At 71.0% G+C, this 25,294-nt stretch carries 17 protein-coding genes and 1 tRNA gene; 8 read left to right on the plus strand and 10 right to left on the minus strand.

Annotated elements, in window-relative coordinates:
• Window positions 1-4: 4 nt before the first annotated feature.
• The 5 genes from ACOJVX_RS01710 to ACOJVX_RS01730 all read right to left on the minus strand — a co-directional run bounded on the left by ACOJVX_RS01710 (window position 5) and on the right by ACOJVX_RS01730 (window position 5,845).
• On the minus strand, window positions 5-1,099 hold the full coding sequence (locus ACOJVX_RS01710) for a metal ABC transporter solute-binding protein, Zn/Mn family (RefSeq protein WP_418154291.1): 1,095 nt from the start codon (window positions 1,097-1,099) through the stop codon (window positions 5-7).
• Between the two features lie 309 nt (window positions 1,100-1,408).
• The gene (locus ACOJVX_RS01715; RefSeq protein WP_026417575.1) at window positions 1,409-2,518 is read right to left on the minus strand and encodes an ABC transporter ATP-binding protein; all 1,110 of its coding nucleotides are present in this window, start codon (window positions 2,516-2,518) and stop codon (window positions 1,409-1,411) included.
• A gap of 146 nt (window positions 2,519-2,664) precedes the next feature.
• The gene (locus ACOJVX_RS01720) at window positions 2,665-3,585 is read right to left on the minus strand and encodes a sugar ABC transporter permease (protein ID WP_026417574.1); all 921 of its coding nucleotides are present in this window, start codon (window positions 3,583-3,585) and stop codon (window positions 2,665-2,667) included.
• Window position 3,586: 1 nt separating this feature from the next.
• Window positions 3,587-4,579, minus strand: a complete 993-nt coding sequence (locus ACOJVX_RS01725) for a carbohydrate ABC transporter permease (RefSeq protein ID WP_418154293.1) — start codon at window positions 4,577-4,579, stop codon at window positions 3,587-3,589.
• A 3-nt stretch (window positions 4,580-4,582) separates the two neighbouring features.
• Window positions 4,583-5,845, minus strand: coding sequence for an extracellular solute-binding protein (locus tag ACOJVX_RS01730; protein ID WP_422647191.1), 1,263 nt, complete (start codon window positions 5,843-5,845; stop codon window positions 4,583-4,585).
• A 252-nt stretch (window positions 5,846-6,097) separates the two neighbouring features.
• On the opposite strand from ACOJVX_RS01730, the gene ACOJVX_RS01735 reads away from it, so the two are divergent.
• Both ACOJVX_RS01735 and ACOJVX_RS01740 read left to right on the plus strand, forming a co-directional pair.
• The gene (locus ACOJVX_RS01735) at window positions 6,098-7,138 is read left to right on the plus strand and encodes a LacI family DNA-binding transcriptional regulator (RefSeq protein WP_103055808.1); all 1,041 of its coding nucleotides are present in this window, start codon (window positions 6,098-6,100) and stop codon (window positions 7,136-7,138) included.
• A 131-nt stretch (window positions 7,139-7,269) separates the two neighbouring features.
• Window positions 7,270-8,370: a LacI family DNA-binding transcriptional regulator gene (locus ACOJVX_RS01740; RefSeq protein ID WP_081715225.1), complete on the plus strand. Its 1,101-nt coding sequence runs from the start codon at window positions 7,270-7,272 to the stop codon at window positions 8,368-8,370.
• Window positions 8,371-8,476: 106 nt separating this feature from the next.
• Here the strand turns inward: ACOJVX_RS01740 and ACOJVX_RS01745 are convergent, their stop codons facing one another.
• From ACOJVX_RS01745 to ACOJVX_RS01760, 4 genes are all read right to left on the minus strand, one after another.
• On the minus strand, window positions 8,477-9,346 hold the full coding sequence (locus ACOJVX_RS01745) for a class II glutamine amidotransferase (protein ID WP_418154296.1): 870 nt from the start codon (window positions 9,344-9,346) through the stop codon (window positions 8,477-8,479).
• Between the two features lie 635 nt (window positions 9,347-9,981).
• Window positions 9,982-12,516, minus strand: a complete 2,535-nt coding sequence (gene otsB / locus ACOJVX_RS01750; protein WP_026417568.1) for a trehalose-phosphatase — start codon at window positions 12,514-12,516, stop codon at window positions 9,982-9,984.
• Window positions 12,517-12,559: 43 nt separating this feature from the next.
• Window positions 12,560-14,002, minus strand: a complete 1,443-nt coding sequence (locus ACOJVX_RS01755) for an alpha,alpha-trehalose-phosphate synthase (UDP-forming) (protein WP_026417567.1) — start codon at window positions 14,000-14,002, stop codon at window positions 12,560-12,562.
• A 260-nt stretch (window positions 14,003-14,262) separates the two neighbouring features.
• Complete coding sequence (locus ACOJVX_RS01760; RefSeq protein WP_026417566.1) at window positions 14,263-15,681, minus strand: threonine/serine ThrE exporter family protein; 1,419 nt, start codon at window positions 15,679-15,681, stop codon at window positions 14,263-14,265.
• Between the two features lie 542 nt (window positions 15,682-16,223).
• Here ACOJVX_RS01760 and ACOJVX_RS01765 point away from each other — a divergent pair.
• The 5 genes from ACOJVX_RS01765 (at window position 16,224) to thpD (ending at window position 20,680) form a co-directional block, all read left to right on the plus strand.
• Window positions 16,224-16,299, plus strand: a tRNA-Thr gene (locus tag ACOJVX_RS01765).
• 781 nt (window positions 16,300-17,080) lie between these two features.
• Window positions 17,081-17,626 (plus strand): diaminobutyrate acetyltransferase, encoded by a 546-nt coding sequence (gene ectA, locus ACOJVX_RS01770; RefSeq protein ID WP_030105138.1) that lies wholly within the window; start codon window positions 17,081-17,083, stop codon window positions 17,624-17,626.
• A gap of 139 nt (window positions 17,627-17,765) precedes the next feature.
• Window positions 17,766-19,019 (plus strand): diaminobutyrate--2-oxoglutarate transaminase, encoded by a 1,254-nt coding sequence (gene ectB, locus ACOJVX_RS01775; RefSeq protein WP_026417564.1) that lies wholly within the window; start codon window positions 17,766-17,768, stop codon window positions 19,017-19,019.
• Between the two features lie 79 nt (window positions 19,020-19,098).
• Window positions 19,099-19,533: an ectoine synthase gene (locus ACOJVX_RS01780; RefSeq protein ID WP_026066275.1), complete on the plus strand. Its 435-nt coding sequence runs from the start codon at window positions 19,099-19,101 to the stop codon at window positions 19,531-19,533.
• A 241-nt stretch (window positions 19,534-19,774) separates the two neighbouring features.
• Window positions 19,775-20,680 carry an ectoine hydroxylase gene (thpD, locus tag ACOJVX_RS01785; RefSeq protein WP_026417563.1) on the plus strand — a complete coding sequence of 302 codons (906 nt, stop codon included), beginning with the start codon at window positions 19,775-19,777 and terminating at the stop codon, window positions 20,678-20,680.
• Between the two features lie 185 nt (window positions 20,681-20,865).
• Here thpD and ACOJVX_RS01790 read toward each other — a convergent pair whose 3' ends face one another.
• Window positions 20,866-21,960: an ADP-ribosylglycohydrolase family protein gene (locus tag ACOJVX_RS01790; protein WP_026417562.1), complete on the minus strand. Its 1,095-nt coding sequence runs from the start codon at window positions 21,958-21,960 to the stop codon at window positions 20,866-20,868.
• Window positions 21,961-22,354: 394 nt separating this feature from the next.
• Here ACOJVX_RS01790 and ACOJVX_RS01795 point away from each other — a divergent pair, with 394 nt between their 5' ends.
• The gene (locus tag ACOJVX_RS01795) at window positions 22,355-25,219 is read left to right on the plus strand and encodes a BTAD domain-containing putative transcriptional regulator (RefSeq protein WP_422647192.1); all 2,865 of its coding nucleotides are present in this window, start codon (window positions 22,355-22,357) and stop codon (window positions 25,217-25,219) included.
• Window positions 25,220-25,294: the final 75 nt, after the last annotated feature.

Consider the following 25,294-nt stretch of genomic DNA (forward strand, 5'->3'; position numbering starts at 1 on the left):
GCGGTCAGCGGCCCAGCGCGGCCGCCAGGGCGTCGACCTGGTCGGTCATCCAGGCCAGGAAGTCGTCCTGGCCCTCCGGCAGTGTCTCGGTGAATTCCACCACCGGCATCCCCGCCTGCTCCGCGCGGCTCAGCATCTCGTTCGTCACACCGGTCTCGGTCTGCGGGTTGTTGATCATCACGTCGGCCTCGCCGCCGTCGATGATCTCGTTGATCTCGGCGATGACGGCGGCGGGCGGGTCGGTCTCGTTGTGCATCGCGAGGTGCATGCCGGCCGGGGTCAGATCGTGGATGTGCGCGTCGGCGAGCAGGTAGGTGGCCACGGACTCGGTGGAGAGCACGTGCGGGTGGCCGCCGTCCTCGCTTTCGCCGAGTTCGGCCACCGAGGTGGCGAGTTCGTCGATCCCGTCCTGGAACTCCGCCAGGTTCGACCGGTAGCCGTCGGCGTTGTCGGCGTCGAGTTCGCTCAGCTCGTCCGCGATCCGCTCGGCGACCTCGGACACCACGGCCAGGTCGTACCAGACGTGCTCGTTGTCCTCCGTGCCGTGCTCGTGGGAGTGCTCGTCGTGGTCGTGGTCGTGGTCGTGGTCGTGGTCCGCTGGTTCCTCGTCGTGGCCGTCATCGCTGTGCTCGTGGCCGTCCTCGCCGTCCTCGCCGTGCTCGTGGCCGTCCTCGTCGTGGTCGTGCCCGTGGTCGTGGGAGTGGCCCTCGACCCCGGCCACGGCGGCGGCCTCGACCGCCGGGGTGTCCAGGCCCTCCGAGGCGATGATCTGACTGACGAACTCGTCGTACCCGGCGCCGTTGTGCACGATCAGGTCGGCGCCCACCAGCTCGGCCGCGTCCGAGGGCTGGCTCTCGTAGGAGTGGGGGTCGGCGCCAGCCTCGTCGATGATGGACACGACCTCGACGTTCGAGCCACCGACCGCGGCGGCCACGCTGCCCCACACGTTGGTCGAGGCGACCACGGTCAGCCCGGAGGAGCCCTCACCGGCGTCGGCGGCGTCACCCTCGCCACCGTTCCCGCCGCAGGCGGTGATCAGGGCCGCGGTCGCGGTGAGGCAGCCCACCGTCAGCCAGTGCCGTCGATTACGGAGGGTCATAGCATTGCCTCTTTCTGCCCCCGGCGCAGGGAATGGAAACCGTTACCGTTTGCAGTGTAGACGCAGTTCGGTGTGGTTCCGCAATCCCCGGCCGGAGTCGCCGCGCGGAGCTCCCAGGGCTGGAGTGCGCAGCACAGCGGCCCCGGAGTGACTCCGGGGCCGCTGTGGTTGGTGGGTGCGAGGTGCGTCGTCACCCTGCGCCGCGTGGCGTTGGCACTTCGCTCCCGACGCCACCCGCCGCGTACGTTCCGTGATCGTCATTCCCTCCCTGGGGGGAGGTCCGTGTTCCGTGAGGTGAAGAGGTGCGGGTCAGGCCGTGGGAGCCTTCGTGGTCTCCAACCTCGCCCCGGACTCGGGGTGGAAGAGGTGCACCTCGTTGTCGTCGCGCAGGGTCACGTTCACCGTGGAACCGATCGAGGGCGGGGTGCGACCGTCGGTCCGGACGATGAAGCGCTCCGCCGTGCCGCCGATGTCCACCGAGCCGTAGACGTAGGCGTCCGCGCCCAGCTCCTCGACGAGGTCGACGGTGAGCTTCATGCCCACCTCGTCGCCCCCGGTGAGGCGCAGCGATTCGGGGCGGACCCCGAAGGTGATGGTCTTGGCGTCGTGACCGGCCACCACCGACCGGGGCAGCGGGACCGTGAGGCCGTCGAGGACCGCGCCCTCGGACGTGAGGGCGACCGTCTTCAGGTTCATCGCCGGCGAACCGATGAAGCCAGCGACGAAGGAGTTCGCCGGCCGCTCGTAGAGGTTGCGCGGGGTGTCGCACTGCTGCAGGAGGCCGTCCTTGAGCACCGCGACGCGGTGCCCCATGGTCTGGGCCTCGACCTGGTCGTGGGTGACGTAGATCGTGGTCGTGCCCAGCCGGGCCTGGAGCGCGGCGATGTTCGCACGGGTCTCCACCCGCAGCTTCGCGTCGAGGTTCGACAGCGGCTCGTCCATGAGGAAGACGGCCGGCTCCCGGACGATCGCGCGGCCCATCGCGACCCGCTGCCGCTGACCACCGGACAGCGCCTTCGGCTTGCGGTCGAGGTAGGGGGTCAGGTCGAGCATCTTCGCGGCCTCGGCGACCTTGGCCTTGATGGTCTCCTTCGGCACGCGGCGCAGCTTCAGCGCGAAGCCCATGTTCTCGCCCACCGTCATGTGCGGGTACAACGCGTAGGACTGGAAGACCATCGCGATGTCCCGGCCCTTCGGCGGCGTGTGCGTGACGTCGTTACCGCCGATGTGGATGGCGCCCTCGTCGACGTCCTCCAGGCCGGCGAGCATCCGCAGGGCGGTGGACTTGCCCGAACCGGACGGGCCCACGAGCACGAGGAACTCACCGTCGTTGACCTCGAGGTCGAGCTGGTCGACCGCTCGGACGGGCGGGTTGCCCGGGTAGACCCGGGACGCTTTGACGTAACTGACTCCGGCCATGCGGGCCCTCCGGTTTCCGTGTCCGCGCTTGCTCTCGCGGGAACACATCTTGACGCCGAGTGGAAGCAAGACGACGTACTCGTTGACAGGGACGGAACTGACCAGGACCGCCACCCGCGAGGGCCAGGACTCCGCCCTCGAAGCGGTCAACCCTTGACACTGCCTGCGGCGAGCCCTGAGACCAGGAACCGTTGCACGAGGTAGAAAACCACGGCCGCGGGGATCGCCACAAGGATGGAAGCAGCCGCAAGATGGCCCCATTCGGTCCGGTTCTGCTGAACGAACACCTGGAGGCCCACCGCCAGGGTCTTGGACTGGTCGGCGGCGGAGAGGAAGGCCGAGGCGAAGGCCACCTCACCCCACGCGGTGATGAACGCGTAGAAGCCGGTGACCGCCAGGCCAGGCCTGGCCAGCGGCAACATCAACCGCCAGAAGACCCCGAACGGCGAGAGCCCGTCCATCCGGCCGGCCTCGTCGATCTCGCGGGGGATGCCGTCGAAGTAGCCCTTGAGCATGTAGGTGCAGAACGGCACCGCGGTGGTGCAGTACACGAGCACCAGCCCACCGGCCGACCCCTGAAGGCCCAGGCTGAGCAGCAGGTTGTAGAGCGGCACGATGAGCACCGCGAAGGGGAACATCTGCACGACGAGGAAGAAGAACAACAGCCCTCGGCCGCCGGGGAAGTTGAACCGGCTCACGGCGTACCCGGTGCTCGCCGCCAACATGACCGCGAGGACCGTCGTCAGCCCCGCGATCAGCAGCGAGTTCCCGAACCAGGCCAGGAAGTCGCCCTTCTCGCCGGCGAGGATGCGCGCGTAGTTGTCCAGGCTCGACTCGTTGATCAGGCTCGGACTCGCCTCGATGGCGCGGGAGTCCGGCTTGAAGGAGGTCACCAGGACCCAGAAGACGGGGAAGACGGCGATCAGCGAGGCGACCACCAGCGCGGCGTGCAGCCCGAAGCTCGCCGCCGGGGAACGCCGGCCGCGGTGACCGGACCGGGGCGGGGCGGGACGGCGCCCGCCGGACGGGCCAGCCCGGCCGCTCGTCTGGAGCGAGGTCACGTCCATCTCAGTCGGCCTCCTGTGATCGCAGGGCGCGCAGGTAGACCCCGGCGAAGACCAGCAGGACGGAGAGGATGAGGACCCCGTAGGTCGAGGCGATCGCGTAGTCCCTGGTGGCGCCGGAGAAGAAGCGTTCGAACGCGTAGGTGATCAGGATGCGCGTGTGCGGGTTCTGGCCGGTGATCAGGTAGATGACCGGGAACATGTTGAACGTCCAGATCACGCCGAGCAGGATCACGGTGCTCGACACCGGGCGCAGCCCGGGCAGGGTGATCTGCGTGAAGCGTTGCCAGGGGGTGGCGCCGTCGATCTCGGCGGCCTCGTAGAGGTCACCGGGAATGGACTGGAGGCCGCCCAGGAGCGCGACCATCATGAACGGCACCCCGAGCCAGACGTTGACGATGATCACGGCGACCATCGCCACCGGTGACTGGCCGAGCCACACCGGGGTGGGCAGGCCGACCGAGCCCAGCAGCCAGTTGATGAGCCCGTAGTCGGCGTTGAACAGGTACCGCCAGGCGAAGGCGCTGACGAAGGCGGGGACCGCCCAGGGGAGGATCAGCAGGATCCGGTAGAGCGTCCGGAACCGCATGGGACGGTTCAGCAGCAGTGCCAGCCCCAGGCCGATGCCGTAGTGGAACGCGACGCAGATCCCCGACCACACCAGGGTTCGGAGCAGCACCCCCCAGAACGACCCGTAGGCCGGATCCCCGGAGAGCACGTTCAGGTAGTTCGCGAGCCCCACGACGTCGTAGTCGGCCTCCCGGCCGAGCACGGGGTTCGCGATGTTGCCCTCGTTGATGTTCGTGAACGTGAAGAAGACACCCTGGGCCAGCGGGAGGATCACCAGCCCGCCGACCACGACCACCACCGGCAGCACCAGGGCGTAGGCGTACCAGTACCGGTCGAGGAACCGCCGGACGCGCCCGCGCCGCTCGGTGCCGCCCCGGGGGCCGGGCCGGCGGTGCTCCGCCGCCGGCCCCGTCGTCGTCGCGACCACGGCTCAGCCGATCGTGTAGTCGGGAACGACGGTGTCCTGGTACGCGGTGGCGACCTGCTCTGCCGCCTCCGCCGGGCTGAGGTTGCCAGCCAGCACGTCGGCGTAGCCGATCTTGAGCGGGTCGAACAGCTCGTTGCCCTCGGCGATCCAGGGGCGCGGGTGAGCCCGCTCGACGGCCGCGCTGAACGCGGAGACGACGGGGTGCTCGGCCACCTCCGGGTCCTCGTACACCGACTCCCGGGTGGGCAGCAGGCCGAGCTCCACGGCCACCGTCGTCTGCGCCTCCACCCCGCTCATGCACTCGATGAGGGAGACCGCGTCGTCGGTGCGCTCACTGCCCTGCCGGATGACGTAGTCGTGGCCGCCGACCGGTCCGTTGCCGTCCCCGTCGGCGGGGCCGGGCAGCGGCGCCACTCCGAGGTTCTCCGGGTCCTGGAAGGCCGCCCCGTCGAGCAGGTCGGCCACCGCCCACGGCCCGTCGACGATCATCGCCACCTCGCCGGAGGCGAAGGCGGCCTTCATGTTCCCGTAGGAGTTGCCCGGGTCCTGGGCGGTCCTGGCCGCGCCCTCGTCCAACAGCGCGCGCGCCGTCCCCAGGCCGGCCACGGCCTCGTCGGAGTTGACGACGATGGTCTGGTTCTCGACGTCGAGGAGGTCGCCGCCGGCCGAGTAGATGAAGGGCAGGGCGTAGTAGCCGTCGTTGTTCACGAAGAACGCGGAGTCCCCGCCGAGGTCGGGGGCGATGTCGAGCAGTTCCTCCCAGGAGGTCGGCGGTTCGACGCCGGCCTCGTCCAGGAACTCCCGGTTGTAGAGCAGGGCGAGCGTGTCGGTGACCTGCGGGACGGCGTAGGTCGCGCCGTCGAACTGGGTGGAGCTCCAGGGGGTGGCCAGGAAGTCGCCCTGGTCGTCGAGGCCGGTTCCGGCGAGGTCCTGGATCAGGCCGTTGTGGGCGAGCTGGGCGACCCAGGCCACCTCGGCCCTGAGCACGTCGGGGCCCTGCCCGCCCTGCGCGGCGTTCTTGAAGTTGTTCAGGGCCTGGTCGAAGGCGACCTGTTCGACGGCGACCTCGAAACCGCCGCTCGCCGCGCAGCCCTCGGCGAGGTCGCGGAAGACCGCTGACTCACCGGGGCCGCTGGTGTCCCAGAAGACGACCGGCCCGTCCTGGTCGTCTGATCCGCCGGAACCGCCACAGGCGGTCATCGCCAGCACGCAGCCGAGTCCCAGCACGCCGGTTCGGCCGAGGGTGTTGAGGGTGTCACGCCGCATCGTCGCTGTCGTCCCCTCTGTGGACGCGCCGACCGCCCGGACTGGCGGCCGAACTGAAATTTTTTGCAAGCTGTGTGACGCGAATTGCATACCCGTGAGCCAGCTCACGTCAAGGTCCTTTGGGTAACCAAGCCGTAACAGCAGGTTCTTGGGGCCACCTGCCGGGTGAAGAGGTTTGAAAAAACGTGCCGTCACCGGCACGCTACGGCCATCGGCGTGCGCAGGACGCGCAGGAGAAAGGGGCGACCCGCTGTGGCCGGACTATCCGAGATCGCGAGCGCGGCCGGGGTCAGCGTCTCCACCGTCAGCCGGGTGCTGAACCGGCGGGCCGGGGTGAACCACGAGACCAGGCAACGGGTGCTGGCCGCGCTGGCCGAGCTGCCGCACACCTCCCGGGGCGTGGCGGCGCTGGGGAGGACGGGGGTGGTCGGCCTCCTCGTTCCCGAGCTGTCCAACCCCGTGTTCCCCGCCTTCGCCGAGGCGTTGGAGACCAGGGCGGCCCGGGCGGGTTTCTCGTGCGTGCTGTGCAACACGCGGTCCTCGGAACCCGACAGCCTCGGCGAGGAGCAGTACGTCGGGATGCTGCTCGCCAGGGGGGTCACGGGGATGATCTTCGTGTCGCCCGGGATCGCCAACGTCAGCCCCGCGCGACGGACCGCCAGGAGCGCCTACTACCACCAGCTCGTCAACGACGGGGTCCGCGTGGTGTTCGTCAACGGCGGGGTGCCCTCCGCGGACATCCCGGACGTCGCCGTCGACGAGCAGCTCGCCGGCTACCTGGCGACCCGCCACCTCCTCGACCTGGGGCATCGCCACATCGGTTTCGTCAGCGGGCCGGCCCGTTCGCTGCCGTCCCGGCTGAAGCACGCCGGCTGGGCCACCGCCCTGGAGGAGGAGGGGCTGGCGGCGAGGCCCGCCCTCGTGTCCCACGCGCCCTACGGGGCGGGCGGCGGTGCCAGGGCGCTGGGGGAGCTGCTGGACAGGGAGCCGGTGACGGCCGTCATCTGCTCGTCCGACCACATGGCGCTCGGCGCGATCCGGGAGTGCCATCGGCGGGGGGTGTCCGTGCCGGACCAGCTGTCGGTGATCGGCTTCGACGACAGCCCGCTGGCCGACTACTGCACCCCACCGTTGACGACGCTGGCGCAGCCCATCGCGGAGATGGCGCGGGCGGCGGTCGAGGAGTTGGCCGCCCGGCTCGACCCCGACGCCGGGGCGCAGCCGGTCGGGGCGCACACCCGGATCTTCCGGCCGAGGCTGGTGGTCAGGGAGTCGACGGCGCCCCCTCGCTGAACTCCCGGAACCCGGTGCGGGCCCCCACGGGTGCGGGGCGGCCGGCGACGGGGCACGCGCGGAAAATACCCGCGTCGTGGCGTGGGTCGCCCTGGCTTCACCAATTGGTTCTGAACCGTTACGGTCACTTCATGGTGCGGTCCATCAGTTCTCGCCGGCCGGCAACCCTGGCCTCGCTGGCGGCGGAGCTCGGCGTGTCCAGGACAACGGTGTCCAATGCCTACAACCGTCCTGACCAGCTCTCACCCGAACTCCGGCAACGCGTGCTCGAAGCCGCTCGTCGGGTCGGCTACCCCGGTCCGGACCCGGTCGCGCGGTCCCTGCGCACCCGCAAGGCGGGCGCGCTGGGTCTCCTGCTGACCGAGAACCTCTCCTACGCCTTCCGTGACCCCGCGGCCGTCAGCTTCCTGGAGGGCCTGGCGCTCTCCTGCGAAGCCGCGGGGCAGGGGCTGTTGCTGGTCCCGGCCAATCCCGAGCGGGAGGACCTCGCCGCGGTGCACCGGGCGGGGGTCGACGGGTTCGTCGTCTACTCGGTGCCCGACGACGATCCCCACCTGGCCGCCGTGCTGGAGCGCCCGGTGCCCACCGTCGTCTGCGACCAGCCCAGCCTCCCCGGGGTCGACACGGTCGGCATCGACGACGGTTCCGCGATGACCGGCATGGCCGACCACCTCATCGGCCTGGGGCATCGACGGGTCGGGGTGGTGTGCATGCGGCTCGGACGCGACCGCAACGACGCCATCGCCTCGCTGGACCGGCAGCGGTCAGCGCACTTCCACGTGCAGCGCGCCCGGCTGGTCGCCCTCGCCGCGGCCTTCGAGGCGGTTGGGGTCCCGTGGGCGCAGGTACCCGTCGTCGAACGGTTCGACCACAGCGTCGAGTCCGGCGCCTCGGCCACCGCCCGGATCCTGGATCTCGACCCTGAGATCACGGCCGTGGTCTGCACCTCCGACATCCTGGCGCTCGGCGCGCTCGAGGAGGCCAGGCGTCGCGGCCTGCGCGTGCCCCAGGATCTGACCGTGACCGGCTTCGACGGCATCGCCGAGGCGGAACGGGTGGGGTTGACCACCGTGGTGCAGCCGGTGCGGGACAAGGGCGCGGAGGCGGGCCGGCTGCTACGGGAGCAACCGGACCACGGCCGTCCGAGGAAGATCGTCCTGCCGACGAGCCTGCGGACCGGTAGCACGGCCGCGCCACCACGGAACAGCCAGGAGCGCTGGTTCGGGCCGTGACCGGCCGGCGTTCTCCGCGCCGGCCGGTGGTCGGCCGCCCCGGGGACGCCCTCCGCATCCGGGCGGGGTCGGATGTCCGCTGGGGTTCGCTCGCGGGAGCGTGAGTTCAACGGCCCCGTTGGGACCGTGCTGCCGTCTCCCCCAGGTCGTCCAGGGTGAGCCGGTGCCGGGGCGGCGAGTCCAGCACGGTCCGCCGCCTCGTCCGCAGCCGGTCGTCGACGTGCAGCAGCTCGCCTGGTGCCAGTGATCGCCAGTCCGGGCTCTCGTCCATCGGTTCGCTCGCGACCACGACCGAGGAGCAGCCCGCCAGGGCGTCCGAGCGGACCCGGACGGTTCCCGCCGCGCTCGCGTGGTCCAGGTGCCGCCGGCGCCCGTTCGGCGGAACCACGCGTTCGAGGACGACGAGATCGTGCGTCTCCGGGTACCGCAGGGCCCACAGCTCCGTCGGTGTCGTCAGGACCACGTTGAGCGCGTAGACGGGCAGGTTCTCGGCCACCCACCGCGCCGCCTCGGTCAGTCCAGCACCGACGTCACCGCCGTTCCGCTCGGTGTGACGGGTGACCAGGGCGAGGAACCGCTCCGAGTCGGTGTCCCCCTCGACGAGGGACAGGTGCCGGCCCAGTTCGCGCTCCAGGACGGGCAGGTCCCCCATCACGCCGTTGTGGGCCAGCATCCGCCCCCGTTGGAGGAACGGGTGCGTGTTCTCGGGCCTGGCCGGCCCGGAGGAGGCGTAGCGGATGTGCGCGAGGAACGTGGTCGACTCGCGGTGCCGCGCCTCCTCCGCGAAGGCCCGGTCCTCGTAGGCGGCGATCGGCTGCTTCTCCACGAGGGGGAGGCCGTCCTCGGTGAAGGTCCCCAACCCGGTGCCGTTCGGTTCGCGCCGGCTCTGCTCCGCCAGGCTGTCCGAGACGTCGAGCAGCCAGAAGGTGGCCGACACCCGCCGGGGCGCACCGGACAGGCCGAACAGTCGACACATGAGCACTCCCCGCTCTTCGACCGGCAACGGTCCTCCCAGCGTGACCGCCGGCCGGCCCGCCGGCGCGCCGATCAGCCAGCGCGGGGGCGCGACCCGCCCAACGGCGGCGACCGGCCCCGGGACAACGGCCACTTCCGGCCAACATGCTCGTCCGAACGGGTGAAGTCCGCGAGCCGTGACGGCGGGCGCCCCACCCGGACGCCGAGCCCGGTGACCGCACCGATCGAGGTGAGGGCCGCCAGGCACCGCCCCATCCGCGAGCCGCCAGATGCCCAGTTCCCGCTGATGTCGGCCGCCCCCGGCGAACCTGGACGGGTTCGAGGCGCAACCGACCAGGCGGCGGCCGTGGTGACCTCCGTGGAGCGGCGGGTGTCGCTGTTCTTCGGCGTGGGGAAGGGGACCCGGTCCCCGCGCGCGGGAGGTCAGGAGAGGTCGACGGGTGGAGGCGCCGGGGGAACGCGCCAGAGCCCGCGTTGGTGGAGCAACGGGTTCACCGGGTCGGCGGGAGGGCACGCGGCCCCCGGCCACGGGGGCATGCCCCGAGCAGGCCGGCCGTCCACACCCGGAAAAGCCGACGGGGCCCGCCGTTCTCGGCGGGCCCCGCGACGGAACTCATCCCCGGGAGGGGAGGAGCGTCAGACGGCCTCGGACAGCAGCCTGGCGCACCGGATCAGACCCACGTGCGAGTAGGCCTGTGGGTGGTTGCCCAGCGACCGCTCCGCGATGGGGTCGTACTCCTCCGGAAGCAGCCCGGTGGGGCCGGCGGCGTCGACCAGCTGTTGGAACAGGTCCTCCGCCTCCGTCCGCCGACCGGTCAGCAGGTAGGCCTCCACCATCCAGGCCGCGCAGAAGTGGAAACCGCCCTCGTCCCCGGGCAGCCCGTCGTCCCGGCGGTAGCGGTACACCGTCGAGCCGCTGCGCAGCTCGGACTCGATCGCCGTCACCGTCGACTGGAACCGGTCGTCGGTCGGGTCGATCAGGCCGGAGAGCCCGACGAAGAGGGAGGCCGCGTCCAGGTCGACCCCGTCGTAGGCGGTGGTGAAGGACTGGACCTCGTCGTTCCACCCGTTCTTCAGCACGTCCCTGGCGATCTCGTCCCGCAGGGGCTCCCAGGTCGGGTCGACCTCGCGGCCGTAGCTCTCCGCCAGCCGCACCGCGCGGTCCAGGGTCACCCAGCACATGACCTTCGAGTAGACGTGGTGCCTGGGCGCGTGGCGCTCCTCCCAGATCCCGTGGTCAGCCTCGTGCCAGCGGCGGGACACCGCCTCGGCCATGGCCGTCACCAGCCGCCAGTCGTCGTCGGTGAGCTTGCCCCTCGACTCGGTCAGCATGGCGATCAGATCCACCACCGGGCCGAAGACGTCGAGCTGCACCTGCTGGTTCGCCAGGTTGCCCACCCGGACGGGGCGCGAACCCGCGTAACCCGGCAGGGTGTCGATCACGGCCTCCGGTGGGAGGTTGGTGCCGTAGATCGTGTAGAGGGGGTGGAGCCGTTCCGGCCCCGGGAGGGTCTCCAGAACCCGGTGCAGCCAGTTCAGGAAACCCTCGGCCTCCTCGTGCGACCCGAGCGAGACCAGGGCCTGGGCGGTGAGAGCCGCGTCCCGCAGCCAGCAGTACCGGTAGTCCCAGTTGCGGACACCACCGATCTCCTCCGGCAGCGAGGTGGTCGCCGCGGCCATGATGGCACCGGTCTCCGAGTGGCACAGCCCCCGGAGGGTGAGCGCCGAACGGGCCACCAGGTCGGTCTCCACCGGCGGCAGCGACAGCCCCTGGACCCAACTGGACCAGTACTCGCCCGCCCGCTGCCGACGCTCCTGCTCCGCGATCTCGCCCGGCCCGAGGTCGTCGGTCCCGCAGCGCAGCTCGAGCACCACGTCGTGACCAGGGGAGGGCTCCACCACGGCACGCGCCGACTCGTGCATGCCGTCGGAGGTGATCTCCCAGACGACGCCGGGAGCGCGCAGGACCATCGGCTCCGAGGTGCCCACGACCCGGAGGCCGTCGGCCTCCGCGATGAGGCGGACCGGCACCTGGCCGAACTCGGGGCGGGGAGCGAACTCGACGCTGGCGGTCGTGTTGCCCGAGACGACCCGGACCACGTCCGTCCGGTGGGAACTGGAGTAGTGGTCGAGGTAGTCGGTGACCAGCAACCGGGACCAGCGGGTTTCCACCACCATCGTCCCGGGCAGGTACCGCTGGCCCAGTGGGAGGCCGTTGCGGTTGGGCTTGATGGAGAAGTGGCCAGCGGTGGGTCCGCCGAGCAGGTCGGCGAAGACCGCCGCCGAGTCCGGCTCCGGGTGGCAGAGCCAGGTCAGCCGGGCGTCCGGGGTGACCAGGGCGACGGTTCGCTCGTTCGCCAACATGCTCAACCGCTCGATGGGCGGAGCCTGCTCACCGAACAACCAGGTGCGCCGTTCCTCCAGGAGGAAGGCGAGGACCGTGGCGACCGCCTGGGCGTCGTCCACCCGGTAGGCGGCGGCGGTGTCGCCGGGGCCGACCTTGATGCCCATGTCGGGGCCCTGGAGGCTCCGGAAGGCCTTCTCGTCGGTGACGTCGTCACCGAAGAACAGCGCGGCGGTCGCGCCCACCTGGTGGCGCAGGGTGTCCAACGCGTTGCCCTTGTTGGTCTGCACCACGGCGAGTTCGATCACCGCCTTGCCCTCGGTGACCTGGACTCCGTCCCAGGTCGCCGGGCCGGTGCGCACCGTCTCCAGCACGCGTTCGGCGACGGCTGGTTCCGCTCGCCGCACGTGGACGGCGACACTGGCGGGTTTCACCTCCAGGTGGATTCCCTGTCCCTCGTCGGCGAGGGGATCGAGTTCGGACTGGATGCGGCGGAGCAGCGTGGTGGCCTCGGCTCCGAGTTCGTGGACGAATCCCACGTCGAACTCGGAGCCGTGGCTGCCCACGAGGTGCACCTCCGCGGGCAGCCGGGACAACGCGGCCAGATCACGGAGTGCCCGGCCGGAGATGACCGCGGTGACGGTGGCGGGCAGCGCCGCCAACGACCGCAGCGCGTGCACCGACTCCGGTAGCGGCTGGGCATGGTCCGGGTCGACGACAATGGGAGCGAGTGTCCCGTCGTAGTCACAGGCGACCAACAGGCGCGGCGTCCTCGCAAGCTGGACGATCGCGCGCCGAAGTTCGGCTGGGAGGGCCTCGGCGGTCAACGCCTCCTCCTCACGGCGTCAGGGATGGGTAAACGAATGAACCTTAGCGGTTCGGCTGCGCCCCCAAAGCCTCGAGAAAAGATCGCGCCCAGCGATCGACGTCATGATTGAGAACTTGACGCCGCAGCGCGCGCATCCTACGGCGTCCCTCCGCCGGGTCAATGTTCAGGGCAGCCTCAAGCGCGTCCTTCACGCCCTCCAGATCGTGGGGATTGACCAGGAAGGCACTCGTGAGTTCGGCGGCGGCTCCCGCGAACTCGCTGAGCACCAGCGCGCCGCCGAGGTCGTTCCTGCAGGCCACGTACTCCTTGCAGACCAGGTTCATCCCGTCGCGGACCGGGGTGACTACCATGACGTCGGCAGCGCAGTAGAAAGCGACGAGGTCCTTGCGGTCGATGGACGAATGCAGGTAATGGACCGCCGGTCGGCCGAGGCGGCTGAACTCGCCGTTGATGCGCCCGACTTCCCGCTCGATCTCCTCCCGCATCTTTTTGTAGTGCTCCAGACGTTCTCGACTTGGAGTCGCCAACTGCACCATGACCGTGTCCGAGGCGTCGACCCGTTCCTCGGCCAGCAGTTCGCGGAAGGCGTGTAGCCGCAGGTCGATGCCCTTGGTGTAGTCGAGCCGGTCCACGCCCAGCAGAATTCGCCGGGGGTTGCCGAGGTCCGCGCGCAGCTGCGCCGCCCGCCGCGCGCTCTCCTCGCTCGCGGCCAGCTGGTCCAGCGACGAGGAGTCGATCGAGATCGGGAAGGCGCCAACGCGGACGGGGCGGTCCCCGACCTGGACGACTCCGGGGCGGTTGCGCACCCCCACGCTGCCCTTGGTGGGTTGGAACCCCGCCAGCCTCCTGGCGAGCCAGAGGAAGTTCTGCGCGCCACCCGGACGGTGGAAGCCGACGAGGTCGGCCCCGAGCAGTCCTCGCACGATCTGGGTGCGCCAGGGGAGCTGCATGAACAACTCGACCGGGGGGAACGGGATGTGGAGGAAGAAGCCGATGCGCAGGTCCGGGCGGAGGTCCCTGAGCATGGCCGGGACCAGTTGGAGCTGGTAGTCCTGCACCCAGATGGTGGCGCCCTCGGCGGCCACCGACGCGGTGGCCTCCGCGAACCGCTGGTTGACCCGCACGTAGACGTCCCACCACGTCCGGTCGAAGACCGGGGTGGCGACGACGTCGTGGTAGAGGGGCCACAGGGTCGCGTTGGAGAAGCCCTCGTAGTAGTCCCGGAACTCGTCCGAGGACAGGCTGACCGGGTGCAACCGCAGGTCGCCGTCCTCGAAGGGAGCGACGTCGGCGTCGGCGATGCCCGGCCACCCCACCCACGCCCCCTTGCGGGCTCGCAGGAACGGCTCGAGCGCCGTCACCAGCCCGCCAGGGCTGTGACGCCAGCGCTCCGTCCCGTCGGGCAGTCGTTCGAGATCGACCGGAAGGCGGTTGGCGACCACGACGAAGTCGGCACCCGTTGAAGCTGGTGTCGTGCTGCCCACTGGCCAGGCCTCCTCAGCAGCGACGAGAGTCGAACGGTGTGGCCACCTGCCCCGACCTCCGTTGGCCCTGGTGGCAGCCGGTGACTCTCCGTGTCATCCTCCATTGTTGAGGCTAGCCACAATTCGTGCTGATTGGTGGACGCAGTAAGCGCGATCACATGACCGTGAGTAGTTGAATCGGCTGCCCGTCGCAGCCCGCGATCCGCCACATCGCGCAGGTCGGACGAGTTCGGGCTCGACGGGGGCCGAGCCCGCGGTGCTCACTCGAGGCGACGGCGCGACGGACGCAGCGGTCCCGACATCCTCGGGCCGGAGAAGCGCCGTTCGAGCCGACCGATGCTGGTCCGGACCGGCTGCGCGAGGAACTCACCGAGGACGACCCCGGCTCCGAGGCCGAGGCTCACCCCGGCGGCGAGGACGGCGTCGGACAGCCCGGCGGTCAGGTTCCCCTCGGCGGCGAGCTGGTAGACGGCCCGGTAGGTCGCCAGTCCCGGCAGCAGCGGCGTGATGCCCGAGACGACCACGATCAGCGTGGGCAGTTTCAGGCGCCTCGCGAGCAGGCCCCCCGCGAAACCGATCACCACGGCGGCTCCGGCCGAGGCCGGGATCGGTCCCACGAGCGCCGTCAGCGACAACGTGCTGTAGGTGAGCTGGCCGAGCGCGCCCGCTCCACCGGCGACCAGCAGCGTCCGCAGCGGCGCGTAGCTGGCCAGCGCGAAGCACACCGCCGCCATACCGCCGGCGACCACCAGCAGCGGGAGCTGGCTGGCTGCGGGGGGAAGCCTGGCCGCGACGTCGGTCGTGGGCGCGCCGAGCGCGACCCCGATGCGCAGCGCGACGATCACCCCGGTGACCAGGCCCGCCGTCATGATCAGGATCTCGCCGGCTCTGCCGGCGGCGGTGACGTTGTACCCGCCGACCGCGTCCTGGGCGACACCGACGACGGAGAGCCCGGAGAGGAGCACGACCAGGTTCGCGGCGACCGCGAGCGAGGCGCTCCCCCCGCCGAGGACCCCGGACTGGAAGAGCAGCAGGGCCGCCCCGGTCGCGACCGCGCCTCCGACCGCCTGCTGGAAGAAGAACGGCAGGGCACGGCGGTTGAGGAACCGCCCGATCTGGTCGATCAGCGCGCTGACGAGCGCGGCGAGTCCGGTCAGGAGGGGGCCGGCGCCGATGAGCACGGCGATCGACGCCGCGAGACCGGCCCAGGCGAGGGAGGACACCCATCGCGGGTAGGGGTGGGCGGCGTTGGTGATGCGTTCGAGCTCGGCGTAGGCGTCCTCGGCGCTGATCTCGAAGCCGGTGATCCGTTGGACGAGGTCCTCGGTCGCGGTCAGCCTGCTGTAGTCGTGGGAGCGGCTCCGCACCACTCGCAGCGTGGTGATCGGGGCCTTGCCGGAACCGAGGTGACAGCACACGGTGATGGACGTGTAGATGACGTCCACCTCGCAGTGGGGGAGACCGTAGGCGTTGGTGATCGCGATGACCGTCGCGGTGGCGTCGGCGGCACCCGCGCCACTCGCCAGTTGGACCTCGCCCACCCGCAGGGCGAGGTCCAACACCAGGTGGATGGTCGACGCCTCGGGGAGCTGCGGTCCATAGACGGCGGTGTTCGCCACCGTGGCGGGCGTCGCCTCCTTCCGGCGCAACGCTTCACGGGCCCGCTGGGCGATACCCACGGACCGGCCTCCTTCACCTCGTGCCTGCTCGGTCTCTGCTGGCGTGGCCGACCGGGGTCGACCCGGGACAGGGGTCTGAGATCACCACGCCGCTCACGACATCGGCGGCGGGCTCCCCTCCGTTGCGGGTCCGCGTAGTGGCGTGCGCCACCCTAGGTCGACGTGGTCCCCGGCCGCCTCACCTGCGACAACCGGGGGATGGCCTCGGCGCGGGTGGTTCGGCCCCGCGCGCCCGTCGGTGCCCAACGCGCGGACCGCCGAACTTTGTTCCTGCTCCTGATCGTCCCGCCGCCGGGGACGGGCGGCAACCGGCGTGGCGGGGCTCCCAGGGCGGTGAGCCGACCGCGACCGGCGGTGGTGGCGCGGGGAGCGCCGGCGGGCGGCCGAACCCGTCGCCGGCCCACTCCTCCCGGACGCTCGGCCCCGCGGCCCCACCCGAGAACCGGTCTCCGGTGGATCGAAGGGACGGTTCCGGGGGCGTGCGCGGTGTCGATACGATGTGCTCGGCGACCGCGACGCCCCAGGGCGGGTCGCGGTCACCCGCCGACGTAGCTCAACTGGCAGAGCACTCGCCTTGTAAGCGAGTGGTTAGGGGTTCGAGTCCCCTCGTCGGCTCCACCGCTGGTCAGAGGGCATTCGGGGCGCGACGGCCGCACCGGGTGCGCCCGGGGACCACTCGCCACGCGGCTGTCCCCGGCCCGTTCGGGTCGTCCGCCGGTCCCGGGCGCTCCCCGAGGTCGCCCCCGTTTCCGTTCCCGCTCCGGCCCACCGCCGGCCCGAGCGCGGTCGCGGCCCGCACCCTGGTCGCGCTCCTCGGCAGCTCACCACCTCACCGCGAGGCGAGGCGCGCCCGCGACCGGGGCGCCGCCACGCCGGTGCCAACGCCCACGCCGGTGCCCGCACGGGTCGACATCCCGCCGGTGCGGGCCGGGCGGTCCGCCGAGTCACCGTGGAGGTGTTCCGCAGCCGGGGCGCGGACCTGTCGCCCACCCCGGCGCGGCCGTGCCCGTGGCGGCTCCCGGGCGCCGGCGGTGCCGGGATCAGGACCGTCGGGGCGACCGGTCACGCGGGGGTGGCCGGCCCGCGCTGGCCCATACCGGGGTACCGACTCGCCCATTCAGGAGATGCGGTGCGGGAAGATCCGTCCTACGGTGAGTTGATCAGTGAAACATCACGCTCCGTGGGCGCGATGTGCGGTATGAGAACACAAACGTCACCCGTTCATGGGGAGAGCAGTCACCCGGCCGATGAACGCCGGCGCAGCCTAGCACAATTGGCCGTGTTAAATCAAGGTTAATGTGCTTCTTGTCACGCCGTTTTCTGTGAATCCACTGGTAGATGCCGGGTCGCGCATTCGCAGATCTGCCGGGAAACGGGACCTCTGTTAGGTTGACGAATTATGACCACGGCACACCCGAATTCTGAAAGCAGCGGAAGTGGGTCAGTGGCGCAGGTGGCGATCGAATCGCCGAATGTGTCGGACGGATCCGCCATGTGGCGCCTCGCGCGCGATTCCGGGGTGCTGGACCTGAACTCGTCCTACGCCTACGTGCTGTGGTGTCGTGACTTCTCCCGGACATCCGTCGTCGCTCGCGTGGACGGCGCGGTCGGCGGATTCGTCAGCGGCTACGTGCGCCCGGACGCGCCGGACACGATCATGGTGTGGCAGGTCGCCGTCGACGAGCGCCACCGAGGTCGCGGACTGGCCGGCGGCATGCTCCGCGAGCTCGTGGACCGGGTCACCCACACCGGGGTCCGCTACCTCGAGACGACGATCACCCCGGACAACACGGCGTCCATCCGGTTGTTCACCGCGCTGGCCAGGAACCGCGGCACCGAACTCGAGCGACGGGAGCTCTTCCCGGCCGACTCCTTCCCGGACTCGCACGAGGGCGAGGACCTGTACCGCATCGGTCCCTTCCGCCCCGCCTCCTCCGGAACCTGACCCGCCGGTCACCCAAGACAGCGACCAAGATCGATGAAGCGATTACCGGTCACGGGAGCGACGTTGTCGCACGGCCTCCCGCCGGGTGAGTCCGTCGCCGCCGGTGCAGATATCGCAATCCTAGAACGGACGGAGAATCGTGAACGTCTTCGAGAGTCTGGAATCCGAGGTTCGCAGCTATAGCCGTACCTGGCCGACGGTATTCGACCGTGCGCTCGGTAGCGAACTCTTCGACGAGAACGGCAAGCCGTATCTGGACTTCTTCGCCGGTGCCGGCGCCCTGAACTACGGGCACAACAATCCCGTGTTCAAGGAGGCACTGATCGACTACATCCGGCGGGACGGGGTGACGCACGGTCTCGACATGCAGACCGTCGCCAAACGGGACTTCCTCGAAACCTTCAAACGGGTCGTCCTCGAGCCGAGGAACCTCGACTACAAGGTGCAGTTCCCCGGCCCGACCGGTGCCAACTCGGTGGAGTCCGCGCTGAAGCTCGCGCGCAAGGTGACCGGGCGTGAGTCCATCATCAACTTCACCAACGCCTTCCACGGGATGACGCTCGGCGCGCTCTCGGTCACGGGGAACTCCATGAAGCGGGGCGGCGCGGGGATCCCGCTGGTGCACGCCACCCCCATGCCCTACGACCACTACCTGGACGGCCAGACACCGGACTTCATCTGGTTCGAGCGGTTGCTGGAGGACAGCGGGAGCGGGCTCAACGAGCCGGCGGCGGTCATCGTGGAGACGGTGCAGGGCGAGGGCGGCATCAACGTCGCCAGGGCGGAGTGGCTGCGAGCCCTCGCCGACCTGTGCAAGCGGCACGGGATCCTGCTCATCGTCGACGACGTGCAGATGGGCTGCGGCCGTACCGGCCCCTTCTTCAGCTTCGAGATCGCCGGTATCCAGCCGGACATCGTCTGCCTCTCGAAGTCGATCGGCGGCTACGGCCTCCCGATGGCGCTGACCCTGCTCCGCCCCGAGCTGGACGTCTGGGAGCCGGGTGAGCACAACGGGACCTTCCGGGGCAACAACCCGGCCTTCGTGACCTCCGCCAAGGCGCTCCAGGAGTACTGGACCAGCGACAAACTGGAGAAGAGCACCCTGGCCAAGGGTGAGCAGATCGGGCGTTGCCTCGAGGAGCTGGCCCAGGAGCTGAAGCCGGCGGGCCTGGAATCGCGTGGGCGGGGACTGGCACGCGGGCTGGCGTTCGACGAGCCGGCACTGGCGGGTCGGGCCAGCGCGGCGGCCTTCGAACGGGGGCTGCTGATGGAGACCTCGGGGCCCAACGGCGAGGTGCTCAAGCTGATGCCCCCGCTCACCGTGACGGACGAGGAACTGGAACGCGGCCTCGGGATCGTCGTGGACTCGGTGCGGGCCGTCAGCGCCAGCTGACCGGACAGGCGACGACGTTCGCTGGCCCGCCGTACCACCCCGCCGGACGTCCCCGAAGAGACAGTCGAAGGAGTCAAACGTGATCGTACGGTCATTGAGCGAGATCGAGGACACCGAGCGCGACATCAAGACGCCGAACTGGCGCAGCAAGCGCATCGTGCTGGCCAAGGAGGGTGTCGGGTTCTCGGTGCACGAGACCACGCTCTACGCCGGCACGGTGAACGACTTCTGGTACGCGAACCACATCGAAGCGGTGTTTGTGGTCGAGGGTGAAGGGGAAATCACCAACAAGGAGACCGGCGAGACCTTCCCGCTGGCTCCGGGCAGCCTGTACCTGCTCGACGGGCACGAGCACCACCAGGTGCGGCCGAGGACGGACATCCGGACGGTATGCGTCTTCAACCCGCCGGTCACCGGGCGTGAGGTGCACGACGAGAACGGCGTGTACCCGCTGATCGTGGAGAAGGCGGAGCAGGACGAGCAGGCACCAGCGAAAGCGGCCAACGTCGAGTGAACCGGGACGGGGTTCTCCGGTAGTGACGAGAGGGGTTGACGCCACCACCACCTGACCCGTATGCCGGGACGTGGGGATTTCGACCGCGAGGTCGGCGCGGGGCGGGTGCCGCCCTGGCGCCGACCGGCGGTACGCCAGTCCCGGGACCCGAACAGCGACGAGCCCGGACCACCACCACATCGCGGATCGACCCGTGTTTCCCTCGGGTCGCCGATCGGGAATTCGCCTAGGAGGCAATCACATGACTGTGGCCGACGTGAAGACCGATGACCTCTACCCGACCCGGGTCGGGACGGAGCCGGCGCTGATCAAGCGAGAGGACCCGGTGGCCTGGCCGGGGGTGGACTCCGGGCCGATCGACGCCGACACCTTGCGGTCCTACGACGACAAGGGCTTCCTGACGGTCGAGGGGCTCCTGACGCCGGCCGAGGTGCAGAAGTTCTGGCAGGAGCTCACGCGGCTCTCGTCCGACCCCGAGGTGAAGGCGGACGAGCGCACGGTGGTGGAGAAGTCCTCCAACGAGGTCCGCTCGATCTTCGAGGTGCACAAGATCAGCGAGGAGATCGGTCGGCTCGCCACGGACCCGAGAGTGCTCGACCGCGCGCGGCAGATCCTCGGCTCGGACGTCTACGTGCACCAGAGCCGCGTGAACTACATGCCGGGTTTCAAGGGACGAGGCTTCTACTGGCACTCGGACTTCGAGACGTGGCACGCCGAGGACGGGATGCCGAGGATGCGAGCGGTGAGCATCTCCATCGCGTTGACCGACAACTACCCGTTCAACGGTGGTCTGATGCTGATGCCCGGCGCCCACCGGACGTTCGTCTCCTGCGTCGGGGCCACCCCGGACGACCACTACAAGGAGTCCCTCAAGGAGCAGGAGATCGGCGTCCCCGACCAGGACAGCATCAGCAAGCTCGCGGCGGAGCACGGGATCGAGCAGTTCACCGGCCCGGCCGGCTCCGCGCTGATGTTCGACTCCAACTCGATGCACGGCTCGGGCAGCAACATCACGCCGTTCCCCCGCTCGAACATCTTCATCGTGTTCAACAGCGTGGACAACACCCCGGTGGAGCCGTTCGCCGCTCCGCAGCCGCGTCCGCCCTTCGTGGCGAACCGGTCCGACTTCACCCCGTTGTCCCGGTGACGTCGGCACCACGTTGACCCGGGGCCGTGGGCTCCCGCGCGTTCCTGGCGTCCGGCCGGGATGGCGGGGGCCCACGGCCCTCGGTCGTCAGGTCGGTCAGATCCGGCGTGTTGGGTGGCGTGCCCACCGCCCCGGGGCCGCTCGTCGGACCGCCCGGTGTGGTGTGGCGGCCCGTGGCCTCCGTGTCAGGCGACCAGGTAGCGCTGCTCCTCGAAGGTGTCACCGGCGCAGGTGGCCCCGAGGTCGTGGCCCACGCGTTCGATGACGTCCGCGAGTTCCAGCCGCGCCAACCAGGGGCGGGGCAGCACGGCGGTGCCGTGCAGGGCCCCGAGGATGTTGCCGGTCAGACTCGCTGTCGAGTCGCTGTCGCCGGAGTGGTTGACCGCCAGCCGCAACGCGTCCGGGAACTGCGCCGCCCTGCGGTGGGTGAGCGCCGAGTACACGGCGATGGCCAGCGCCTGCGATCCCACCCAGCCGGGACCGAGACCCATCACCGACTCCGCGCCGGGGCCGCCCTCGGTGGGTGCCCGGCCGAACGCCCGCGCCTCCAGGGACGCGCGGGCGGCCCCGAGATCCCGTTCGGCGAGGCGGACGGCCGAGGCCAGGCTCTCCGCGGTGTCGGGGTGGTCCCGCAGCACTCGTCCCGTCACCTGGTCCACGGCGTCGGGCAGCGACCGCCGGCGTACCGCCACCAGGTGCACGAGGAGCGCGAGCGCACCGGCGGGGGCCCAGGCCGCCGGGTGGCCGTGGGTGAGGGCGGCGAACTCGCACCCCATCTCGTAGGCGAGTTCTCCCGTTGGCGCGAACCCGGCCGGAGCGGCGCGCACCACGCCGCTGCACCCGTTCGCCCGCTGGTACTGCTCGCCCTGGGTGGGGGGCTCGGCGCTGGAGAGGGCGCGGAGGCAGGCCAGTCCGGGAGCGCGCCTGGCGTAGAGCCGGGGATCGGCGAGCAGCCCCACCGCGTCGCGTTCCGGGCGCTTGCGCTGTTGGGTTCGAAGCCAACGCCGATAGCCGCTCCACACCTCACGGGCCGGGTCCCAGATCTGGAGGTGCTTCCCCCGCACCCACGCGCTCAGGTAGCCCTCGGCGGTGAAGAGGGTGAGTTGGGTGTCGTCACTGATCAGGGCTGGCTTGGGCGGTTCGGTGACGCCGTCCTGCCCGTGACGCCGGCGGATCTCCGCGAGCTGGTGGAACTCGACCGGGGCGCCGAGCGCGTCGCCCAGCGCTCCGCCCAACAGGCAGCCCGCAGCCCGGTCGACCACGGTGGTCGCTGTAGCCACGTGCCCTCCACGCCAGGATGTCAACGAGTCGACAGTAGCCGGTTTGGATCACCCATAAGGGTGGTAGCGGCCCCCACCTGGGGACACGCCGTGCGTCAGGGAGGCGTGAGAGGTCGACATCGGACCGCCTTGGGCGATGAACGCCCTTCTTCCGGGTGAGGTTCACCTCGGGAGGTGGGCACCAGCGGTCGGAGACCGAGCGTCGTCCACGCGGCACCGGCCGGCGTCGAACCGGGACCACCGGCCGACCCCTCGGAGCGCACCCCTGCCACCGCCCCAGCGCCGGTCAGTACGGTGAAGCGATCACGGGGAGTTCGGCGAACGCCTACGTTGTCGAATCGAGGCGGGGGAGCGGGTCCGTCCGCCCGAAGGCGGCGATGGAGGCGACGAGGCGGTGCTGAACGGCGACGACACCCCCGGCGGGCAACCAGGAGCGCGTTTCCTCCTGCTCGGTCCGGTCGAGGTCACCGTGGACGGGCGGCCGGTGCCGCTCGGGAGCCGGGCGGTGCGGAGTGTCCTCGCGCTGCTGTTGCTGAACCGGGGCACCGTGGTCCCCACCGAGCGCATCGCGGAGATGCTGTGGGGACACTCCCCACCCGCGAGCGCGCGCACCATCCTGCACGGCTACGTCTCGCGGCTGCGCAGGCAACTGGCGGCCCTCCCCGGGGATTCCCCGGCCGACATCCGCACCAAGCCCCCCGGCTACCGGATCGAGGTGGACGGCGCCCTGATCGACCTGGTGCGCGCTCGTGACCTGGCGGCGTCGGCCGGTGCCGACGCCGACGACGCCCCGGGGCCGGACCGGCGGGCCAGGCTGCTCCGCCAGGCGCTCAAGCTGTGGCGGGGACCGAGCCTGGGCGACCTCTCCGACGAGGGCGTGCTCGGCTCGATGGCCCACTCCATCGAGGAGTTCCGCCTCGACCTCGTCGAGCAGCGGGTCGCAGCCGACCTGGAACTCGGCCGGGAGGGACTGGTCACCGCGGAACTCGTCCGCCTGTTGGACGAGCATCCGCTCCGGGAACGGATGGCCGCGCACCTCCTGGTCGCCCTGTACCGGCTCGGTCGCCGGGCGGACGCGGTGGCCCGCTACCAGGACATCCGACGGCGGTTGCGCGAGGAGTTCGGCGTCGACCCCTCGCCCCACCTCCAGCGGACCTACGAACGGGTACTGCGGGACGACCCGCTGCCGCTCGGGTCGGGGAACCGGCCGGCGATCGCCGCTGGCCGCGACGCGGCCGCCCCCCGCCAGCTGCCCCCGGAGGTCGGTGGCTTCACGGGACGGGCGCGGGAGCTGGCGAGGCTGCGCGAACTGTGGGAACGCCGACGTCCGACCGAGACGGAGCGCGCGGGCTCCGGCCCCCGGATCGTGGTGCTCGCGGGGCCGCCGGGAGCGGGGAAGAGCGCCCTGGCGGTGACCTGGGCGCACCGCGTGCGCCACCACTACCCCGACGGGCAGCTCTTCGTGCACCTCGGTGGGGCCGACGGGCGGAACGGCCCGGTGCCACCCGACTCCGCCCTCCGGCAGCTGTTGGTGGGACTGGGCGTCCGCGACCGGGACGTGCCCGCCGGGGTGGCGGAGCGCGCCGCGGCATTCCGGTCCTCGGCCGCCGACCGCCGGCTGCTGCTGGTGTTCGACGACGCCGCGAGCACCGAACAGGTCCTCCCCCTCCTGCCGGCGGGCCGGGACTGCCTCGTGCTGGTCACGAGCAGGCGACGCCTGGAGGGGTTGGTGGTGCGCAGCGGAGCCGCGCTCCTGCCGCTCGGCATGCTGGCCGAGGACGACGCGGTCGAACTGCTGGCGGGTGCCCTTCGGGACGTCGGCGGCGAGATCGACGGGACGAACACCGACACCGTGGTCGAGCTGGTGCGGCTCTGCGGTGGGCTGCCGCTGGCGCTCCGGATCGTGGCCGCGCGGATCATCGCGGGCGGCGGGTCGGGGCTCGCCACCCTGCTCTCCGAGCTCGGTGACGAGCGGGACCGGCTCGTCCGACTGGCCGTGGAGGACGACGAGATCAGTGTCCGGGGGGCCTTCGACGTGTCCTACCGGGACCTGCCACCCGACCACGCTGTCGTCTTCCGCCTGGTGGGAGCCCATCCCGGGTCGGAGATGACCGACCACGTCCTCGCGGCGATGGCGGGGCGCCCCGTACGGGAGGTCAGCGTGGTGGTCGACGAACTGGCCTCCCGGCACCTGGTCGACCGGGTCACCCCCGACCGGGTCGGCGCGCACGACCTGCTGCGGCTCTACGCCCGCCAGCTCGACGTGCCCGACACCGGTCCCGGCTCCTCGCCCCGGCACCGCATGGTCGCCTACTACCTGGCCGCCAGTGAGCGGGCGCGGGAGGCACTCCAGCTGTCCAGCCAGCCGGTCAGGCTCGAACCGCTGGCACCGGAGGTCGAACTGCCGGAGCTGGGCGACGCCGTCAGCTGGTACGACCGGGAGTGGGCCAACCTGGGGCAAGCCGTGGCGACGGCGGAAGCCCTCGGTGAGCACCGCCGCGTCTGGCGGCTCATCTGGTCCCTCATGCCCTACGTCCGTTTCCGGCACCTGCTCGACGAGGCGGGCGGGCTCTTCGAACGGGGACTAGCGGCGGCCAGGCAGGACGGCGACAGGCTGGGGGAGTGCCTGATGCTGCGGGGACAGGTGAGCGTGGCGCTCTACGGTTCCACCGGACTGCCGGCCGCGCTGGACCGCGCGGTGGCGGCGTCCGAGATCGCCGAGGAGCTGGCCGGGCCGGAGCTGGTGGCGGCGACCGTCGCCGACCTCTTCACGGTCCGGGTCCAGCTCGGGCTGTTCGAGGAGGCGAGATCGGTCGGCGAGCGGACGCTCACCCTCTACCGCGAGTTGGGGGACGTGGCCGGGCAGGCGATGGCGTTGAACAACCTCGCCCTCCTCGACCAGAACGAGGGGCGTCTCGACTCCGCCTTCGCCCGGTGCCTGGCCGTTCGGGAGCTGTACCGGATCACCGGGCGGCCCTTCCACGAGGCGGTCGCGTTGAACAACCTCGCCGAGCTGGCTGGTGAACTCCGGCGGTGGGACGCCGCGCGCGACTACGCCGAGGCGGCGCTGCGCGTCGCCGGTGGGTGCGGGGCGACGGTGCAGGAAGGCAAGGCCCTCATCAGCCTGGGCGACGTCCACCGGGCCTCCGGCGACGAGGAGCTGGCCCTGGCGACCTGGCGGCGGGCGGAGGAGCTGCTGCGGCCCACCAGTTCGCCGATCCTCCGCGAGGCCGAGCAGCGGATCGCCGAGGCCAGCTGACGGCGCGAGTCGACGACGTGCCGGCGCGTCCCCGAGGGGAGGGCGGGACCCGGACGTGACGGACCAGGCGTGGTC

It is taken from the genome of Actinoalloteichus caeruleus, assembly GCF_049311605.1.
Taxonomy (GTDB): Bacteria; Actinomycetota; Actinomycetes; order Mycobacteriales; family Pseudonocardiaceae; genus Actinoalloteichus_B; species Actinoalloteichus_B caeruleus.

Bases quoted from the DNA above. Each gene is read 5' to 3' on its own strand.
- ACOJVX_RS01710 (WP_418154291.1), bottom strand. From the start codon at position 1,099: ATGACCCTCCGTAATCGACGGCACTGGCTGACGGTGGGCTGCCTCACC.
- ACOJVX_RS01715 (WP_026417575.1), bottom strand. From the start codon at position 2,518: ATGGCCGGAGTCAGTTACGTCAAAGCGTCCCGGGTCTACCCGGGCAAC.
- ACOJVX_RS01720 (WP_026417574.1), bottom strand. From the start codon at position 3,585: ATGGACGTGACCTCGCTCCAGACGAGCGGCCGGGCTGGCCCGTCCGGC.
- ACOJVX_RS01730 (WP_422647191.1), bottom strand. From the start codon at position 5,845: ATGCGGCGTGACACCCTCAACACCCTCGGCCGAACCGGCGTGCTGGGA.
- ACOJVX_RS01740 (WP_081715225.1), top strand. From the start codon at position 7,270: ATGGTGCGGTCCATCAGTTCTCGCCGGCCGGCAACCCTGGCCTCGCTG.
- ACOJVX_RS01745 (WP_418154296.1), bottom strand. From the start codon at position 9,346: ATGTGTCGACTGTTCGGCCTGTCCGGTGCGCCCCGGCGGGTGTCGGCC.
- ectA (WP_030105138.1), top strand. From the start codon at position 17,081: ATGACCACGGCACACCCGAATTCTGAAAGCAGCGGAAGTGGGTCAGTG.
- thpD (WP_026417563.1), top strand. From the start codon at position 19,775: ATGACTGTGGCCGACGTGAAGACCGATGACCTCTACCCGACCCGGGTC.